The sequence below is a fragment of the Methyloversatilis sp. genome, assembly GCF_030696805.1.
In the GTDB taxonomy this organism is placed as follows: Bacteria; Pseudomonadota; Gammaproteobacteria; order Burkholderiales; family Rhodocyclaceae; genus Methyloversatilis.
The window spans coordinates 1-17,030 of the sequence record NZ_JAUYRO010000012.1 but is presented as its reverse complement, the minus strand read 5'-3'; the positions used below and the strand labels follow the sequence as shown (position 1 = coordinate 17,030).

Here is a 17,030-nt window from a genome sequence, read left to right as displayed (position 1 = left end):
GCGCACCTTGAACAAGGGTGGCGCTTTGACCCGCGCTACCTGCCCCGTTCCGCCCGCGCCGCCAGCCAGACCAGCGCCAGCACCGGCACGCCGAGCAGTGCAGTGCCGGTGAAGAAGAACTCGTAGCCGCGCGCATCCACCACCACGCCGGAAAAACCGGCAATGAATTTGGGCAGCAGCAGCATCAGCGAACTGAACAGCGCGTACTGCGTGGCCGAGTACGCCACATTGGTCAGCCCGGACAGATAGGCCACGAAGGCGGACGATGCGATGCCGGCCGACAGGTTATCGGCCGAAATCGCGAAAATGAGGCCGCTCACGTCGTGGCCGCGACCGGCCAGCCAGACGAACAGCAGATTGGTGACCGATGACAGCAACGCACCGAGAAACAGTGTCTTCATGACGCCGATGCGGGCAGTCAGCACACCGCCAATCACCGCGCCTGCGATGGTCATGCCCACGCCGTACACCTTGGCAACCGTTGCCACCTCGTCCTTCGTGTAGCCCATGTCGACATAGAAGGCGTTGGCCATGATGCCCATGACCACATCGGAAATGCGGTAGGTGCCGATCAGTGCCAGCAGCAGTACCGCCTGCCAGCGGTAGCGGCGGATGAAGTCGAGCAGAGGCGACAGCGCAGCGCCGTGCAGCCAGGCCGCCAGACGCAGCAGCGGGCCGTGCAGGCCTTCGCGCATCAGCCAGTCTCGGGCGAGCGCCTCACGCTGCACGGTTTCGGCCGACACCACCACGTCGGGCTCGCGGATGAGCAGCGTGGTCACTACGCCGACCGACATGCTCGCCGCCATCACCAGGTAGGCGAAGCGCCAGGGCGCGTGCTCGTAGACCAGCTCGGTCGCATCGACCGACGCGGCCAGCCACAACACGCCGGCCGAGGCGACGATCATCGCGATGCGGTAGCCGCCCTGGTAGGTCGCCGCCATCGCCCCCTGCAGCCGCTGTTCGACCGCCTCGATGCGGTAGGCATCGAGCGCGATGTCCTGCGTCGCCGAGGCGAACGCAACCGCCAGTGCGCAATACGCCATGCGGCTCAGATTTTCCGCCGGATCGGTCGCGGCCATGCCGAGCAGCGCCAGCGCGATGGTGAGTTGCGACGCCAGCAACCAGCTGCGGCGCCGACCGAGCAGACCGGTCAGCAGCGGCAGTGGCAGGCGATCGACCAGCGGCGACCACATCCACTTGAAGGCATAGGCGAGACCGATCCAGCTGAAATAGCCGATGGTCGAGCGATCGATGCCTGCTTCACGCAGCCAGAAGGACAGCGAGCCGAGCACCAGGATCAGCGGCAGACCGGCGGAAAAACCGAGAAACAGCATGCCGGCGACGCGCGGGTGGGCATAGACCTTCAGACTGTCGAGCCAGCCGGCATCAGTGGAGTGCGGGGTCACGGGCGAGGTGCAGGTGCGGTGCGGGGAACAAGGCCGGAAGATACCAGCCCGACCGACCGACCGCGCAGCGAAGCCGGTCGGACAACCGTGCCGTCAGGCGCGCGGTCAAGCGTATTCCGGGAAGAACAGCCCCATCACCGCCGCCATCGAACTGCTTGCTTCGGCGCATGCGCCCTCGAAAGCCTGCGGTTCCAGCCGGGTCATGTTCCACGCCTCGGGTACCACGGTGGCCACAATCCGGGCCGAATCGAGCAGTTCGCCGTCTTCGCCCACGGCGCGGCGGGCGAAATGCAGCAGGCAGGCTTCGAATTCGTGCGGCGCACCGCGTGCCGGATCGATCTGCGCACCGACCGCGGTCGAAAAGCTGGTCGGCAGCTGCCATGCCCGCAGCAGTTCGGCGCCGACGGCCGCGTAATCGCAACCGATCAGGGCGCGTTCAATCTGTTCCGGGGATACATCGGCGCCGCGGCTTTCCAGCAGCGCCGCCTCGGCCAGCTGCGGTACGTGCATGTACATCACCATGTGGCCGATATCGGCCAGCAGGCCACCGACGAACAGACGTTCGGCATCGAGCAGGCCGCAGCTCTTGGCGGCCGCACGTGCCAGCAGCCCGCGCATCGCGGACGCGCGCCAGAAGCGGGCAACGTCCATACGCTCGGGCCGCATGCCGGAGAAGACTGCGGTCACCGTGGTGGCCAGAACGATGTCGTGCACCTGCTGCATGCCGAGCACGCTGACCGCGCGCGACATGGTTTCGACCTTGCCGGGAAATCCGTAGAACACGCTATTGACGACGCGCAGCACGCGCATCGTGATGCCCGGATCGGCCACCACCACTTTCGCGAGGTCGAGTACCGAACCTTCCGGGTCGTCGAACACCTGTTTCACGCGATGGTAGATGGCCGGCAGGGTCACCAGCTCGGTCGTGCGCTGCGCCAGTTCCTGTGCGGTATGGGAGGACATGTCTGATGTCTCGGAACGATGGCAGTGATCTGAATTCGGCAATCATGCCGAAAACTTGAGTTACCGGCGCCGACCCGGGGCCCGCCGGGGAGTAATCCCTGGCCGCACGCGGCTCACGATCGCCTGCTGCCGGAACCCAGTCTGAGCTGCATTTGCTGCAGCAATCGCCAGCCACCCCACAGCCGCAGGCCCCAGCGCCAGACGCGACGCGGCCGCAGCAGGAACAGGGCTACCGCGGCCGCGGCGATGACTTCCGGATGTACTCGCACCCACCGCACGCCATCGCGCACCGTGTCGCCAAAGCGCAATGCCGGTGACAGCGCAGCCGATTGTTCGACCGCGATGCCGCGCAGCAGGCGCGAGCGCTCCAGCAGACGTTCGCGCGCCAGAGCAAGGTGCATGCGTTGCGGGTTCATTGGCGCAGGCTATCGCGGTCGCGTTTCAGTTCGTCGAGCGACGAAGCAAACAGACGCGTGCCCTCGGCCATGCGTGCCCGCGCAACGACCGCCGCAAGCACACCGAGCGTGATGAAAAGTGTGGAAAACAGCGTCAGCGCCAGCAGGCGGTGACTGTCCCACAGAAGCACGGTCAGCAGCACCGCCACGAAGGCGATGCCGAAGGTGAGGAAGGCGATGGCCAGCGCGCCATACACCAGCAGTTCGGTCAGACGCAGCGCTTCATCGCGCGCCTCGACCGTGACCAGCTCCAGCCTGACATGAACAAGTTCGATCAGGCTGGAGAAGAAGCCCTTCAGCGATACGGCAAGACGCTCGGGCCGTTGCGATTCCGACATCGCGCTCAGCGACGACCGATCAGCAGCCCGATCAGCAATCCGGCGCCGGCCGCAACGCCGATCGCCTTCCACGGGTGATCGTGTACGTAGTCATCGGTGACACGCGCCACTTCGCGCGACTTTTCCTTCAGCGCGACTTCGGCGTCAGCCAGCTTGTGGCGCGCGGCGGTCAGGTTTTCCTGCATGCGCACGCGCAGCTCGCCCACTTTTTCGCCCGCCTGGTTGGCCGTGACCTTGAGCAGCTCTTCCGCGTCGGTGATCACTACCTTCAGGTCCGCAATCAGCTTTTGCTTGGTTACGGTTGATTGATCGATGAGTTCGGACATTGATGTTCTCCTTGTTGAATGGGGTGCCTCTAAAGACAAGAAGTTAACCCCTTAAGTTGTCTCGCGCAACGCACCCATGTGGGCCTGTACCCTTGAAGCACGTAGGCGACCGGCTACGCCGATCAGGCCAAGACCGGCCAGCAGCATGGCCCACGCCTGCATTTCAGGCACCGGAACGAGCGCCTGAGCGAACTGCCCGGCAAGCGCCTCGTGCGCTGCAGTGGTGATGTGCACATCGTCCCAGTACAGATAGGACGTCGGATCGGTACACGACGGGTTGAACTGGCACATGTCCGTCGTGTTGCCGAATCCGGCACCGGCGGCGTCCAGATTCGCATAGGTGGTCAGCGCGAAAGTGTCGCTGGTGAAGAACTGCGCATCGGTCAGCGATCCGGCCAGCCCGCCCAACACCGCGCTCAGATAAAAGTTGTGCGACGCCGCCGTCTGTGTCGCCAGGGCGGACAGTTGCTGTCCGGCGGCCAGCGCGAAGGGCGTCACGCCAAGATTCGGCATGTTCGGGATGAGAAAGCTGCGCGCACCGGCGGCGTAGAGCGTCTGCACCGATCCTTGCAGGTGGCCGATCGCATTTGAGATGTAGGCCGATATGAGCGCCGGTGTGTCTTCAGGCGCACCGGCGAGTGCCTGGTCGGCAAGCGAAAAATAGTCGTTCGACCCGGCCCAGACGAAATACAGGGCCTGACTGTCGATCGTGCCGCCGCTCCCGGCGATGTGCGATGCCACCTGGGCCACCACGCCGGTGCCGTCGAACGATCCCGCCGGATAGCCGGACTCGCCGTCTTCATCGATATAGTTGTCGGGCAGACCGGGCAGTGCGGACGGACCGGTCTTGGCGCCACCCACTGCGTAATTGGTCAGGTTCAGGCTCAGCGATTCGGCCAGATATTCGATCGCCACCTTGCCATCGGAAAAACGCCCCTGGGCATAGCCGAAGGCAGGGCTCGGGAAATTGACAAGGCCGAAGGACAGGCCGCTGGCCAGCGCGGTGAAGTTTCCGGTGTCGGTCAGGCTGTCGCCGAATGCGACGATTCCGCTGTAAGGCGAGGTCGCTGCGTACGCGGCCGACCACGGAGACGCTACGAACAGCGCGGCGGCAAGCACGCGCGTGAAACGGCTTTTCGTATTCATGCTGACCTCGCTGTGGTTCTTATTTGAGGCACGACTTCGTCATGCCGTAGAGACATCGTAGTCGACAATCAGCGGCGCATGATCACTGAATCGATGATCCTTGAAGACCCTCGCTGCGCGCGCCTTCGCCGCGATTCCCGGGGTCGCGATCTGGTAGTCGATGCGCCACCCGACATTGTTTGCGCGCGCCTGGCCGCGGTTGCTCCACCAGGTGTAGCAGTCGTCGGTGGTGTCGGGGTGCAGGCTGCGATAGACATCGACCCAGCCGCCCTGGCCGAGCAGTGCGCTCATCCACGCCCGCTCTTCGGGCAGGAAGCCTGAATTCTTCAGATTGCCCTTCCAGTTCTTCAGGTCGATTTCCCGGTGCGCGATGTTCCAGTCGCCACAGATGACGATTTCGCGACCGCTGGCGCGCAGCGCCGCCAGATGCGGCACAAACGCATCGAGAAAGCGGAATTTCGCCTCCTGCCGCTCCGGTGCGCTGGAGCCGGACGGCAGATAGAGCGAAATGACCGTCAGGTCGCCGAAATCAGCTTCCACGTAGCGGCCCTCGTCATCGAATTCCTGCACGCCGAAGCCGGTGATCACGCGCGAGGGCGCACGCCGCGAGTAAATCCCGACGCCGCTGTAGCCCTTCTTCAGCGCGTAGTGAAAATGGCCGGGCAGACCGCCGAGGGCGGCCGGCGCGCGCATCGTGTCGTCGAGATCGGCCGCCTGCGCCTTCAGCTCCTGCACCGCCAGCACGTCGGGCGCCTCGCCGGCCAGCCAGCTCCAGACACCCTTTGCCGTGGCCGAGCGGATACCGTTGAGGTTGAGCGACACGATACGTAACATGGCCGGTTTATCCGATTCGTTGGGAAAATCCGTGGATTCTAGACGTTCATTCGTGCAGTTCGCCTGCGACACCGGTGTGCTGCGCTTCGGCAGCTTCACCACCAAGGCAGGCCGCCAGTCGCCGTACTTTTTCAACGCCGGTTTGTTCAACAGTGGCGCGTCGGTGCTAAAGCTTTCGGAGTTCTATGCCGAAACCATCCTGAACCGTGCGCCTGCGTTCGACATGCTGTTCGGCCCGGCCTACAAGGGCATCGTGCTGGCCGCCGGCGCAGCGATGCAGATGGCGCAGCGCGGTCGCGATGTGCCGTTCGCGTTCAACCGCAAGGAAGCGAAGGACCACGGCGAAGGCGGCACGCTGATCGGCGCGCCACTCAAGGGCCGTGTGCTGATCATTGATGACGTGATCAGCGCGGGTACTTCGGTGCGCGAGTCGGTCGAACTGATCCGTGCCGCCGGTGCGACACCGGCCGGCGTCGCCATCGCACTCGACCGCATGGAGCGCGGCAGCGGCGCGTTGTCAGCGGTTCAGGAAGTGGAACGTTTGTATGGCATGCCAGTGGTGGCCTGCGCCAGTCTCGATGATCTGGTGGGCTATCTGCAGCTCACCCCCGGCATGGAGAGCAATCTGGCTGCGGTACAGGCCTACCGCGCGCAATACGGAGTCGGCCCCTGAAGATGAACACCCTGGAACTGCGTTACCTGCTGCCTGGCCTCGCCGTGATCGGCCTGACGTTCGCCCCGTTCGCCGAGGCGCGCGTCTATTGCTGCAAGGACGCGCGCGGACAGCAGGTGTGCAGCGACGTGCTGCCGGAATCCTGTGCCGACCGCAGCTACCGGGAGCTCAACAAGCAGGGCGCGACGGTGAAGCAGGTCGATGCGCCGATCAGTGCGGAACAGCGCGCCAGGCGCGACGCCGAGGCGCAGAAGGCCGGCGAGGAAGACCGCATGCGCCAGGAACAGCGTCGGCGCGATGCCACGCTGCTCAATACCTATTCAAGTGAACGCGACATCGACATGGCGCGCAAGCGCCGGGTGACCGATATCGAAGAGCTGCTGACGCAGCTGCGCGACCAGGAGCTGACGCTCAAGCAGCGCCACCTGAAGCTGGAAACCGACGCCGCGCGCTTCGCCGGCAAGCCGCTACCGGCGGGCATCAAGGACCGGCTGGACACCAACGCGCAGGACATGCGCCTGCTGGCCGACAACATTGCCTCGAAAGAGCGCGATCTGGTCGAGACGCAGCAGCGCTTCCAGGACGACCTCGTGCGCTTCCGGCAACTGAGCGGCCAGCACTGAGGCGGGCCGCCCGGGATCGGTTGCTGAATGTTCGAAGACCCCGGGGTCTGCTGACCTTGCATTGCAGACCCTAACGTGCCGGTGCATCCAGCGCGCGCCGGTACTGGATCGCTTCGGCGACATGCGCCGGGGCGATGCAATCCGTCTCTGCCAGATCGGCGATCGTCCGCGCCACCTTGAGACAACGGTGATAGGCGCGCGCCGACAGGTTCAGCGCCGTCATCGCCTGGCCGAGCAGTGCGCGTGCCGGATCGGTCAGCACGCAGTACAGATCGATGTCGGCCGCCTCCAGCGACTGGTTCGGGCGCGCCTGACGGGCGAGCTGGCGGCAGCGTGCGGCCGACACCCGCGCGCGCACCACCGGCGTCGCCTCGCCCGGACCGGCGCGCAATTCATGCTCGGCCAGCGGTGCGACGGTCACCAGCAGATCGATGCGGTCGAGCAGCGGGCCTGACAGGCGGTTTCGGTAACGCGCCACCTGATCCGGCGTGCAGCGACAGCGCGCCGACGGATGACCGAGATACCCGCACGGGCACGGATTCATCGCTGCCACAAGCTGGAAACGCGCCGGAAACTGCGCCCGGTGGGCCGCGCGCGCAATCGTCACATGACCGGTTTCCAGTGGCTCGCGCAGCGCTTCGAGCACGCGGCGGTCGAATTCAGGCAGTTCGTCGAGAAACAGCACGCCGTGGTGTGCCAGCGAAATCTCGCCTGGCCGCGGCACCGCACCGCCGCCCACCAGCGCGGCAGCGCTGGCTGAATGGTGCGGTGCGCGGAACGGCCGGTGCGTCAGACGGGCGGCATCGAACAGGCCGGCACCGGACAGCACGGCCGCCGTTTCCAGCGCCTCGGCTTCTTCGAGATCGGGCAGCAGGCCGGGCAGACGCGCTGCCAGCATCGATTTGCCGGTACCCGGAGGGCCGCTGAGCAATAGCGAATGATTGCCCGCGGCGGCAATTTCCAGTGCGCGGCGTGCCTGCAGCTGGCCCCGCACATCAGCCAGATCCGGCCAGACCGGTGCTGCGCGCTGCGCCGGCGCGTTCGCGCGGGGCAGCGCCTCGCGGCCGCACAAGTGGGCGCACACATCGAGCAGCGAGCGCGCGGCGCGCACGTCGACGCCGGCCACCATCACCGCTTCGGCCGCCGATTCCGCTGGCAGCACGAAACAGCGACCGGCGTCGCGCGCGCCGAGCGCCATTGGCAACGCCCCGCGCACCGGACGCAGCGCACCGGTCAGTGACAGTTCGCCGGCGAATTCGTGGCGGTCGAGCGCGGGCGCGGCGAGCGCACCGGACGCGATCAGGATGCCGAGCGCGATCGGCAGGTCGAACCGGCCGGATTCCTTCGGCAGGTCGGCCGGCGCCAGATTGACGGTGATGCGCCGGGCCGGAAACTCGAAGCCGGAACAGAGGATGGCCGCGCGCACACGGTCGCGCGCTTCGCGCACTTCGGCATCAGGCAGACCGACCAGCGAAAACGCGGGCAACCCGTTTGCGACGTGCACCTCGACCGCCACCTCCGGCGCGTGCAGACCGGCCAGCGCGCGGCTGCGCAGGATGGCGAGTGACATTTATTCGTCATGTTATGCAATGGATGCAGTCTAGCGCACACCCCGACTGTTCATGTCATCGGGATCAACCGCTCGCGGTGCCGCGGCGCGAGCGCTCAGGCGGCCCGGTACAGCATGACCGCCAGCCCGGCCGCCAGCGCCGCAACAATCAGATTGACCCAGGCGCCCCAGCGCGCGCCGTAGCCGGGCGGAAATTCGGCCGGCGTCAGCGTGCCGAGCAGGCGCAGGTATTGCCGCGACGACCACCCGGCCACCCATGCACCGAGCACGATGAACGCCAGCCCGAACCACAGCGACGCGCCGGACAGGCCGGCCTCATGCTGGGCCGGCGACACCAGCCGGATCAGGATGCCGGCGCGTTCGACGACAAAACCGAAGGCGATCAGTGCCAGGCTGGTGCGGTTCCACGCCAGCAGCGTGCGCTCGGCGGCAAACAGCACGCGCGGGTCCTTCAGGTCAGACACGATGTTTGTCCTCACGGGTGGTGACGCGGCAGGCACTACTGCGAGCAGCCTGCCCGCACGATGAATGCCAGACACGGACGGTAGCAGACCGGGCGCTCGCTGCCCTGACGGGTTGCACGGACCGGTCGAGCCAACCGGCGCGCGGTGATTTAGAATCGCGGGCCTTCGAGTACGCACGGCCCGGCCATCCGCCGACCGACGACCCGTCGAATCGTCACAGGCACTGCCCTGCCGCCGCCACGAGCGACGGCGCGGTCCTGTCACACCACCTCATCTATCCGGAGAACACCGTGCCCAGCCTGTTGCCCAACGTCGACCCCCAGGGGCTGCTCGAATATTCGGTCGTGTATACCGACCGCGCGCTGAACCACATGTCGCAATCGTTCCAGGGCGTCATGAAGGACATTTCGCGCGTGCTCAAGCAGGTCTACAACGCGAAATCGGCGGTCGTCGTGCCGGGCAGCGGTACCTTCGGCATGGAAGCGGTTGCGCGCCAGTTCGCCACCGACCGGAAGGTGATGGTCATCCGCAATGGCTGGTTCAGCTTCCGCTGGACGCAGATTTTCGACATGGGCCGCATTCCGTCCGAATCGGTCGTGCTGAAGGCGCGCCAGCCGGTGCCCGGGTCGCAGAAGGCTTTCGCACCGCCGCCGGTCAATGAAGTGGTCGCCGCCATCCTCGAACACAAGCCCGCCGTGGTGTTCGCACCGCAGGTCGAAACCTCGGCCGGCCTGCAACTGCCGGACGACTATCTGCGCGAAGTCGCTGCCGCGGTGCGCGAGGTCGATGGCCTGTTCGTGCTTGACGCCATTGCCGCCGGCACGCTCTGGGTGGACATGGGCGCACTGGGGATCGACATCGTCGTCAGCGCGCCGCAGAAGGGCTGGAGCGGTTCGCCGTGCGCCGGTCTGGTCATGCTGGGCGAGCGCGCCCGCGCACGCATCGATTCAACCACCAGCACCAGCTACGCCGCCGACCTGAAGAAGTGGCTGCAGATCATGGAAACCTATGAAGGCGGCGGCCATGCCTATCACGCCACGCTACCGACCGACGGTCTGACGCAATTGCGCAATGTCATGCTGGAAACCGAAAGTTTCGGCTTCGACAAGGTGAAAGCGAACCAGATCGAACTGGGCCGCCAGATCCGCGCGCTGATGGAAGCGCGCGGCTTCGAAAGCGTTGCCGCCGAAGGTTTCAAGGCGCCGTGCGTCGTGGTCAGCTACACCAGCGATCCGGATATCCAGAACGGCAGGAAGTTCATGGCGCAGGGACTGCAGATCGCCGCCGGCGTGCCACTGCAGGTCGACGAACCGGCCGATTTCCGCAGCTTCCGCATCGGCCTGTTCGGCCTCGACAAGCTGCAGAACATCGAACGCACGGTGCAGAACTTCAAGGCGGCGCTGGACAGGATCGAGTAGTTCCCGTCGGCTCGTCCGTCGGACACCGCTTCGATTCGCCCTCAGACGGGCCGGCCACTGCGCGCGGCAGGTCCAGCACGAATTCCGCACCGCCCTCCGGGTGGTTGCGGGCGGACAGCACGCCGCCGTGCTGTTCGACGATGCCGTAGCTGATCGACAGGCCAAGGCCGGTGCCCTTGCCGACCGGCTTGGTGGTGAAGAAAGGCTCGAAAATGCGCGACAGGTACTCGTCGGGTATGCCCGGTCCGTCGTCGTGCAGGCTCATGCGTACCCGGTCGCCCTCGTTGGTGCAGCTCAGCGTGAGCTCGGCGACACGATCGTCGGCACCGGCCGCGTCGTAGGCGTTCTGCAGCAGATTCATGACCACCTGCTGCAATTGACCCGCACTGCCCGTGACCACGCAAGGTTCGCGCGCCGCCCAGTGCAGGGTGACGACCGCGCTGGTGCCCTTGTGTATCCAGTGGATGGCCCGCTCGATCACGGCAGTGAGATCGACGGCGCTGCGACCTTCCGGATCAACGGCGGAAAAGCGTTTCAGCCCGTTGACGATGTCGGCGGTGCGCTGCGCGCCTTCCATCGTGCCTTCGATCAACGAGGGCAGATCCTTCAGCAGATGTTCGATGCGCAGCTTGACGCGCAGCGCGCCCAGTTCCTCGTCCGACGCCCCGGCGTGCACCGCGTCGATGTAGCACCCCATGCGTTCGCTGTACTTCTTCAGCGCATGCACGTTGCCCAGCACGAAGCTGATCGGGTTGTTCAGCTCGTGCGCGACACCGGCCACCAGGCGGCCGAGCGAAGCCATCTTTTCCGAATGCAGCAACTGCTGCTGCGCCAGCTTCAGCGCCTCGTGCGCCTCGCGCAGCTCGTGGTAGGCACGCTTCAGTTCGGCGGTGGGCCGGCCGACCAGCACGGTGCCGGCGCGCCGGCCGTTGCGCGTGAAACGCGGCGTCAGGTTGGTGTCCACCGGCACCCCGGCGCCCGCAGCGTCGCGCAGGTTCAGCTCGACCGCCTCGCCCCGGCGCGACGGATTGGCGTCATCGAGCACGCTGCGCATGCGGGCTCGGCTTTCGTCGTCGGCCAGCAGCGCGAACACCGGCGTGCCGCGCAGCGCGTCATCACTGCGACCGACCAGTTCGCACAGCGCAGCGTTGGTTTCCTCGATCTCGCCGCGCTCGTTGCACACCAGCAGCACGTCCGACATCGCCGACATGACGCTGAAGATGAACTGCTGCGACTGTTCCAGTTCGACGTTCTTCTGCTCGAGCGCGATTTCGTCGCTGACCAGCTGCGAGTACACCTCGTCCATGCGCTGGATCACATCCAGCCAGGTCGCCTCGTCCACACCGTCGATGTGGGCGCGGGCCAGCAGGGCTTCGGTGTTGGCGGATTTCGGATGTTCGGTCATCGCGGCGGGCAGGGGCGGCGTCAGCAGCGCATGGTAGCGCCGACGGTGTCCGCCCCGCCAACTCGTCGCATCGCGCCTGCCGTCAGAAACGGGCGCTCAGGGTGACGCGCAGGCTGCGCGGCTCGACCGGGTGGAAGTGACGGTCATCGATACCGCCCGCCGCTTCGCCGCGCAGGCGCGAGGTGTAGAAGTACTCGATGTCGTTGTCGCCGCTGTCGAACAGGTTGAATACGTCCAGCATCAGCCGCAGGTCGCGGCTGAGCCGGTGGCCGAGGCGCAGATAGGCCAGCGTGGTCGAACCGGCGCGCACCGAATTGTCTTCGACCAGCGGACGGGGGCCGACGTGACGCAGTTGCAGGTGACCGAACCAGCCATTCGCCAGCGGATTGGCGTCGGTCAGGCTGAGGCCGGCGGCGACGACGCGGTCGACCGCGCCCGGCACGTGGTTGCCGGCCGGGTCGTCCTCGGCGAAACGGGCGCGCGAGGCGGCGATGTCGAGGTCGAACAGCAGCCACGGACGCATCGTCCACCGGTTGTTCCACTCGATGCCGCTGCGCCGGCTGGCGCGGTTGGGTTCGGTCTCGCCGGCGTCGCCGACGAACAGCAGTTCCGAATCCAGCTTCAGCGTCCACACGGCGAGCGAGCTCTGCAGGCCGCGGATGAACTCGGTGCGCACGCCGACTTCGCCGCCCCTGGTGCGCACCAGCGCGTCCACCGGATCGGTCGGCAGCCCGCCCCGGGCGGTGACACGCGCCGTGGTACCGCGGGCGTCGTTGCTGTGGAAGCCGTTGCCGTAATTCACGAAATACTCGGTGCGCGCCCACGGCCCGAAAATGAACGACAGCTTGGGCGAGGCGATGTGGTCGTTCGCGTCGCCGCTGTTGGCGGCGATCGAACTGCTGACGTCGAAGTCGTAGTGGTCGAGCCGCAGTCCGGCCAGGCTGCGCAGCCAGGGCGTCCATTGCACACTGTTCTCGCCGTACAGGCCGACGCTCGTCTGACGCACGTCGCTCTGCTGGGTGACACCGGTGGTGCGGCGCGCAACCGTGGTGTAGAGCCCGACCGGGCTGAGGCGATCGTGGCGCATCTGCACGCCCAGCGTGTTGGTCATCGGCCGACCGGCCAGCAGACCGTCCCAGCTGCGGCTCATCGCCATGCCGAACACGTTGCGCTGTTCGGACTGGCGGAACTGGTCGCCGTCGGCCGGGTTATCGAGGAAAAAGGTGAAGTTGGACCACAGGTCCAGCTCCGACTGGATGGCATACGCATTGAAGCGGAAGGCACCGTCGTCCCAGGCACGCTGATGGTCAATCGACAGGCTGTAGCGTTGCGTCTTGCCGCCGTCGGTCGGGTCCACCGTGCCGTAGCGGCCGATCAGGCCGGACTGCACGGCGCGCAGCGGAATCTGGTCGGTCGAGTCCCAGCGCGCCGTGTAGGCCATCGCGGTGAGCGAGGTGCGATCTGCACCCTCGCCCAGCGTGTAGCGCAACACGCCATTGATGCGGCGGAAGTCTTCCGGATTGTCCCAGGGGCCGTCGCTGCGCGAGGTCTCCAGCGCATACAGCAGCGTGCCGGCGCCAAGCGCATGAGAATTCATCAGCAGGCCGCGCCGGTGGCCATCCTGGCCGATGGTCACTTCGGCGGTGCCGTAATCAAGGCGATCGACCAGCCGCAGCCGCGCCGAACCGACCGACGCGAAATCGCCCTCTTCCGCGTAGTAGGGGCCCTTGCGGTAGTCGATGCGACCGACCAGCTCCGGAATCAGCCAGTTCAGGTCGGTGTAGCCGTGGCCATGCGCGTGCGTGGGCATATTGGCCGGCATGCCATCGATATGGGTGGCGAAGTCGGTGCCGTGGTCGAGGTTGAAGCCGCGCAGGAAATACTGGTTCGCCTTGCCACCGCCACTGTGCTGCGTGACGATGATGCCGGGCACGAATTCCAGCACCTCGGCCGGACGCAGCGTCGGCCGGTTTTCGATCAGTCGCGCGGTAACGCGGCCCTGGCTGGCCGCGTCGGAGGTGCCGACCGCGTTGTCGTAATGGCCCTCGACCATCACCGTGTCCAGATGGTGGGCGGACGGCGCCGCCTCGTGCGCCAGTGCGGTGCCCCACGCCCCGATGACGGGCACGCACAGCGCCCGAAGTCCGCCCTGAGCCACGGCGGACAACGCGCGCAAACCTTTCCCGGACAAGCTTTTATCGGCGCTCATTTTTGTATGAAGATTTGAGATGATCTTCATACGCGAAAACCGTGCCAGTCACCGCATCACGCCTGGCAAGCCTTTCATCGAGACAGCCGGGGCGGAGATGGTCAGTGCGCTGCCGTTTCGATCGGTGCGTCGGCAGCGGTGCTTGCGTCAGGTGCTGGGCTTGATGTGCACGTGGCCATGCCCGCCGCGTTCGTGCCGCCGCGTATAGCTGTGCCCGCCCGGCCCCGCGTGGTGGTGGCCGGCATCCAGTTCGACGCTGATCAGGTTGATCTGGCCGTGATGCACGCCGCGCTCGGCGCACACCGCGTCGGCGAACTGCCGTACCGCCGCGATCTCGCCTTTCAGGATGACCGTTTCGAGGCAGTAGTCGTGGTCGAGGTGGGCGTGCATCGACGACACCGTGAGGTCGTGGTGCGCGTGCTGCAGGCTGATGATGCGCTCGGCCAGATCGCGTTCGTGGTGGTTGAACACGTACGACAGACAGGCCACGCATTGCGTCGCGCTACCCGTCTGCTGGGCTGTGCGGTCCAGCTCCGCGCGGAACAGGTCGCGCACCGCTTCGGAGCGGTTGCCGTAGCCGCGCTGCGCGATCCAGTCGTCGAACTGGGCAGCCAGCTGGTCGTCAAGGGAAATGGTGAAGCGCTGCATGCAGACTCCGGTGTCAATGCACGGTACACACCATGCAGGGATCGAAGGATCGCACGATATGCTGCACCGCCACCGGCGTGGTTTCGCCGTCGCGTACCGGCGCGCCTTCGAGCGCAGCTTCCAGCGCGCCGGGCCGGCCGGCGGCGTCGCGCGGCGAGAAATTCCAGGTGGTGGGCGCGACGATCTGATAGTTGGCGATGCGGCCGTCACGCACCGAAATCCAGTGCCCCAGGCTGCCCCGCGCCGCTTCGCCGAGACCGGCGCCGCTGCCTTCATCCGGCAGCCTGCCCGGCGTGCAGAAGGGCTCACCCGGTCGCACTGCGCGCAGCCAGTCTTCCATCATGATCACCACTCGCGCCAGTTCGAGCAGGCGCGCGACGACCCGGGTGTACACGGTGCCGCCGTAGCGGCCGACCAGATCGACGATGAGCGGATGACCGCTCGCAAGCTGGCGCGCAATGGCGCCGGTTTCGACCACCTCGCCCGCCAGCCGCGGCGCCTTGTTCCAGGTGTAGGCGCCGGCCTTGTCCGGTTCCGGCCGGGTGACGCCGGTGCGCGGATGCTGCGGACCGCCAGCGGCGCTCAGCCAGGCGTGGGTGGCGTCTTCGCGGATGGCGGCCGGGTCGAGCGGCGACAGCGCGCCGGCGTGCCATACGCCGGCCCCGAGTGCCGTGCCGCCGTCCGGCTGCGGATAGGCGCCGTAGCTCATGAAGCGGCCGGGCCCGGCGCCGAGGGTGGCCAGTGCCGCATCGCGCGCAACGGTCAGGAAAAAGCGCAGATCGCCGGCCAGCGGATCGGCGCCGTCGTGCCAGGCGTCGAGCGCCGCTTCCGAATCGAGTGCAGCCACCTGTTCCAGCGGCGCGGCATAGGTACGGGTTTCGAGAAAGCGACGGAACTCGCGCACGCGCGCCAGCAGGCGCACCCGCTCGGCGGCGTCGATGGCGCGCGTCGAACCACCCGGATCAATGCTCTGCGTGTGCGGCCACTTGCCGGCCAGCGTGCCAAGCAGCGTGAACCAGCGCTGGCGCGCGGCAATCGCGGCGCGCACCTGCTCACCGCTCTGCGGCGTGAAGCGGCGCACCGCCTCGGCATGCCAGGGCTGCGCCGCATACACCGGCCGCGTGAAGTCGGGCATGAAGAACAGGTAGAAGTGCGTCAGGTGGTCGGCCAGGTTTTCGGTGGCGAGGATCACATTGGTCACGTGCTGGCCATTGGCCGGCATCGAGATGCCACCGAGTGCCGCCAGCGCGCGCGCTGCTACGACCGACTGCGACACCGAACAGATGCCGCAGATGCGCGGCACATACACCAGCGCGTCATGCGGCTCGCGCCCGCGCAGGATCTGCTCGAAGCCGCGGTACATCGGGGCATTCACGTGCGCCGACGCGACGCGGCCATCGGCGATGTCCAGCGTCACTTCGAGATCGCCCTCGACGCGATTGAAGGGGCCGACGAGGAGGCGGGTCATGGAAGCGTCCTGATGAACGAGTGGCAACTGTCGACATGCTTTACACCGCGACGCCAGGCTGCGTCGGTATCTGCCGACGGCGACGAGCCAGGCCGGCCTGCATCCCTTGTCGGCTCTGGCAACCGCCGTCGACGATTCGATTCTGGCGCGATCCCTGCTTTGAAACGAGTTGCTGTCGCCGGCGTGCCTTCGCGCACGTTCAAGACATGTCCGGCCACGACGGATCGGACGTGTGCCCATCGCCCGAGGAAGGAAAGAACGACATGGCTATTCACTCGACAAGCACCCCGTTTCAACGCCGCGCGGCGCTGGCCGCGCTGATCGGCGGTCTGGCGCTTGCGCCGGCTACCCACGCGGCGAGCTACACATTCGACGTGCTGTATGAAGGCGCAGGCGTGGCCGCTCTTGCCGCCGGCAGCGATGACCCGGAAAGCACGGTGCTCTACGACGGCGACACCTTCGTCTGGACCCTGTCCATCGTCGACGACCGTTACTGGGAAGTGGTCGCATCGGGCGATTTCTTTCCGCTGATGGCCTTCGGCGTCAGTGAAGCCGGCGACCGCACCGTGAACTACATGCTCACGCTGTACAACGACGCGGCTGAGGTATTCAGCGATGCCGCGGCAGATGTGGTGAATTCGTCCGTCCATCTCGGTACCAATACCATCACGCTCGACGCCGGTCTCAAGTTCGACAGCATGCGTCTCGAACTGACGCTGATCAGTGCGACGGAAGACGACGACCCCTCTCTCGCGACGGCGACCTCGCCCTACGGGCTGCTGCCCATCTTCGGCGCACCGGAACAGAACACCTTCTATCCGGGCATCGTGCTGGCTCCGGTACCGGAGCCGCAACCCTGGGCGCTTGCCATTGCAGGCCTGATCACGCTGGGCGCTCTGAGCCGCCGCCGGCGCTGAATGCCGCACCCGTGCCGGCATCACTTCAGTCGCGTCCGTCTCGCCACCGGCGGCACGACGACATGGTCCGACACCGCATTCACCTTCACCCGCTTCGGCGTCGCCGATTTGGACAGTGACGCCAACGCGACGAACCAGGCCTTGGGCATGTCGGTCGGCAGGCCGAT

At 66.4% G+C, this 17,030-nt stretch carries 17 protein-coding genes; 4 read left to right on the top strand and 13 right to left on the bottom strand.

The window, feature by feature from the left end; translation table 11 throughout:
- Nucleotides 1-35: 35 nt before the first annotated feature.
- From Q8R75_RS01055 to Q8R75_RS01025, 7 genes are all read right to left on the bottom strand, one after another.
- Complete coding sequence (locus tag Q8R75_RS01055; protein WP_305613771.1) at nt 36-1,334, bottom strand: AmpG family muropeptide MFS transporter; 1,299 nt, start codon at nt 1,332-1,334, stop codon at nt 36-38.
- Nucleotides 1,335-1,511: 177 nt separating this feature from the next.
- Nucleotides 1,512-2,369: an HDOD domain-containing protein gene (locus Q8R75_RS01050; protein WP_305613739.1), complete on the bottom strand. Its 858-nt coding sequence runs from the start codon at nt 2,367-2,369 to the stop codon at nt 1,512-1,514.
- A gap of 113 nt (nt 2,370-2,482) precedes the next feature.
- A complete protein-coding gene (locus Q8R75_RS01045) occupies nt 2,483-2,770 on the bottom strand; it encodes a YqjK family protein (protein ID WP_305613738.1) in 288 nt (95 codons plus the stop codon).
- A gap of 11 nt (nt 2,771-2,781) precedes the next feature.
- On the bottom strand, nt 2,782-3,162 hold the full coding sequence (locus Q8R75_RS01040; protein WP_305613737.1) for a phage holin family protein: 381 nt from the start codon (nt 3,160-3,162) through the stop codon (nt 2,782-2,784).
- A 5-nt stretch (nt 3,163-3,167) separates the two neighbouring features.
- A complete protein-coding gene (locus Q8R75_RS01035; protein ID WP_305613736.1) occupies nt 3,168-3,488 on the bottom strand; it encodes a DUF883 family protein in 321 nt (106 codons plus the stop codon).
- 51 nt (nt 3,489-3,539) lie between these two features.
- The gene (locus Q8R75_RS01030; protein WP_305613735.1) at nt 3,540-4,634 is read right to left on the bottom strand and encodes an SGNH/GDSL hydrolase family protein; all 1,095 of its coding nucleotides are present in this window, start codon (nt 4,632-4,634) and stop codon (nt 3,540-3,542) included.
- Nucleotides 4,635-4,673: 39 nt separating this feature from the next.
- On the bottom strand, nt 4,674-5,468 hold the full coding sequence (locus Q8R75_RS01025; protein ID WP_305613734.1) for an exodeoxyribonuclease III: 795 nt from the start codon (nt 5,466-5,468) through the stop codon (nt 4,674-4,676).
- Nucleotides 5,469-5,520: 52 nt separating this feature from the next.
- Here Q8R75_RS01025 and pyrE point away from each other — a divergent pair, with 52 nt between their 5' ends.
- Both pyrE and Q8R75_RS01015 read left to right on the top strand, forming a co-directional pair.
- Nucleotides 5,521-6,141: an orotate phosphoribosyltransferase gene (gene pyrE / locus Q8R75_RS01020; RefSeq protein ID WP_257079304.1), complete on the top strand. Its 621-nt coding sequence runs from the start codon at nt 5,521-5,523 to the stop codon at nt 6,139-6,141.
- 2 nt (nt 6,142-6,143) lie between these two features.
- Nucleotides 6,144-6,764 carry a DUF4124 domain-containing protein gene (locus tag Q8R75_RS01015; protein ID WP_305613733.1) on the top strand — a complete coding sequence of 207 codons (621 nt, stop codon included), beginning with the start codon at nt 6,144-6,146 and terminating at the stop codon, nt 6,762-6,764.
- 70 nt (nt 6,765-6,834) lie between these two features.
- On the opposite strand, the gene Q8R75_RS01010 is transcribed toward Q8R75_RS01015, so the two are convergent.
- Together Q8R75_RS01010 and Q8R75_RS01005 are read right to left on the bottom strand one after the other, a co-directional pair.
- Complete coding sequence (locus Q8R75_RS01010; protein WP_305627191.1) at nt 6,835-8,334, bottom strand: YifB family Mg chelatase-like AAA ATPase; 1,500 nt, start codon at nt 8,332-8,334, stop codon at nt 6,835-6,837.
- 95 nt (nt 8,335-8,429) lie between these two features.
- Entirely contained in the window at nt 8,430-8,798 is a 369-nt protein-coding gene (locus tag Q8R75_RS01005; protein ID WP_305613721.1) for a DUF202 domain-containing protein, read from the bottom strand.
- Nucleotides 8,799-9,088: 290 nt separating this feature from the next.
- Between Q8R75_RS01005 and Q8R75_RS01000 the strand changes: the two genes are divergently transcribed.
- On the top strand, nt 9,089-10,216 hold the full coding sequence (locus Q8R75_RS01000) for an aminotransferase class V-fold PLP-dependent enzyme (protein WP_305613720.1): 1,128 nt from the start codon (nt 9,089-9,091) through the stop codon (nt 10,214-10,216).
- On the opposite strand, the gene Q8R75_RS00995 is transcribed toward Q8R75_RS01000, so the two are convergent.
- From Q8R75_RS00995 to Q8R75_RS00980, 4 genes are all read right to left on the bottom strand, one after another.
- On the bottom strand, nt 10,188-11,621 hold the full coding sequence (locus Q8R75_RS00995; RefSeq protein WP_305613719.1) for an ATP-binding protein: 1,434 nt from the start codon (nt 11,619-11,621) through the stop codon (nt 10,188-10,190). The two genes, Q8R75_RS01000 and Q8R75_RS00995, sit on opposite strands and share 29 nt — an antisense overlap.
- A gap of 82 nt (nt 11,622-11,703) precedes the next feature.
- The gene (locus Q8R75_RS00990) at nt 11,704-13,830 is read right to left on the bottom strand and encodes a TonB-dependent receptor (protein WP_305613718.1); all 2,127 of its coding nucleotides are present in this window, start codon (nt 13,828-13,830) and stop codon (nt 11,704-11,706) included.
- Between the two features lie 147 nt (nt 13,831-13,977).
- Complete coding sequence (nikR, locus tag Q8R75_RS00985; RefSeq protein ID WP_305613717.1) at nt 13,978-14,478, bottom strand: nickel-responsive transcriptional regulator NikR; 501 nt, start codon at nt 14,476-14,478, stop codon at nt 13,978-13,980.
- Nucleotides 14,479-14,491: 13 nt separating this feature from the next.
- Nucleotides 14,492-15,946, bottom strand: a complete 1,455-nt coding sequence (locus tag Q8R75_RS00980; protein WP_305613716.1) for a nickel-dependent hydrogenase large subunit — start codon at nt 15,944-15,946, stop codon at nt 14,492-14,494.
- Nucleotides 15,947-16,209: 263 nt separating this feature from the next.
- Here Q8R75_RS00980 and Q8R75_RS00975 point away from each other — a divergent pair, with 263 nt between their 5' ends.
- Complete coding sequence (locus tag Q8R75_RS00975; protein ID WP_305613715.1) at nt 16,210-16,863, top strand: hypothetical protein; 654 nt, start codon at nt 16,210-16,212, stop codon at nt 16,861-16,863.
- Nucleotides 16,864-17,030: the final 167 nt, after the last annotated feature.

What these genes read in the sequence shown, in the direction of transcription:
- Q8R75_RS01030 (WP_305613735.1), bottom strand. Translation starts at nt 4,634, where the DNA reads ATGAATACGAAAAGCCGTTTCACGCGCGTGCTTGCCGCCGCGCTGTTC.
- Q8R75_RS01050 (WP_305613739.1), bottom strand. Translation starts at nt 2,369, where the DNA reads ATGTCCTCCCATACCGCACAGGAACTGGCGCAGCGCACGACCGAGCTG.
- Q8R75_RS01035 (WP_305613736.1), bottom strand. Translation starts at nt 3,488, where the DNA reads ATGTCCGAACTCATCGATCAATCAACCGTAACCAAGCAAAAGCTGATT.
- Q8R75_RS01055 (WP_305613771.1), bottom strand. Translation starts at nt 1,334, where the DNA reads ATGCTGTTTCTCGGTTTTTCCGCCGGTCTGCCGCTGATCCTGGTGCTC.
- nikR (WP_305613717.1), bottom strand. Translation starts at nt 14,478, where the DNA reads ATGCAGCGCTTCACCATTTCCCTTGACGACCAGCTGGCTGCCCAGTTC.
- Q8R75_RS00995 (WP_305613719.1), bottom strand. Translation starts at nt 11,621, where the DNA reads ATGACCGAACATCCGAAATCCGCCAACACCGAAGCCCTGCTGGCCCGC.
- Q8R75_RS01040 (WP_305613737.1), bottom strand. Translation starts at nt 3,162, where the DNA reads ATGTCGGAATCGCAACGGCCCGAGCGTCTTGCCGTATCGCTGAAGGGC.
- Q8R75_RS01015 (WP_305613733.1), top strand. Translation starts at nt 6,144, where the DNA reads ATGAACACCCTGGAACTGCGTTACCTGCTGCCTGGCCTCGCCGTGATC.
- Q8R75_RS01025 (WP_305613734.1), bottom strand. Translation starts at nt 5,468, where the DNA reads ATGTTACGTATCGTGTCGCTCAACCTCAACGGTATCCGCTCGGCCACG.
- Q8R75_RS00975 (WP_305613715.1), top strand. Translation starts at nt 16,210, where the DNA reads ATGGCTATTCACTCGACAAGCACCCCGTTTCAACGCCGCGCGGCGCTG.
- Q8R75_RS00980 (WP_305613716.1), bottom strand. Translation starts at nt 15,946, where the DNA reads ATGACCCGCCTCCTCGTCGGCCCCTTCAATCGCGTCGAGGGCGATCTC.
- Q8R75_RS01045 (WP_305613738.1), bottom strand. Translation starts at nt 2,770, where the DNA reads ATGCACCTTGCTCTGGCGCGCGAACGTCTGCTGGAGCGCTCGCGCCTG.
- Q8R75_RS01010 (WP_305627191.1), bottom strand. Translation starts at nt 8,334, where the DNA reads ATGTCACTCGCCATCCTGCGCAGCCGCGCGCTGGCCGGTCTGCACGCG.
- Q8R75_RS00990 (WP_305613718.1), bottom strand. Translation starts at nt 13,830, where the DNA reads ATGAGCGCCGATAAAAGCTTGTCCGGGAAAGGTTTGCGCGCGTTGTCC.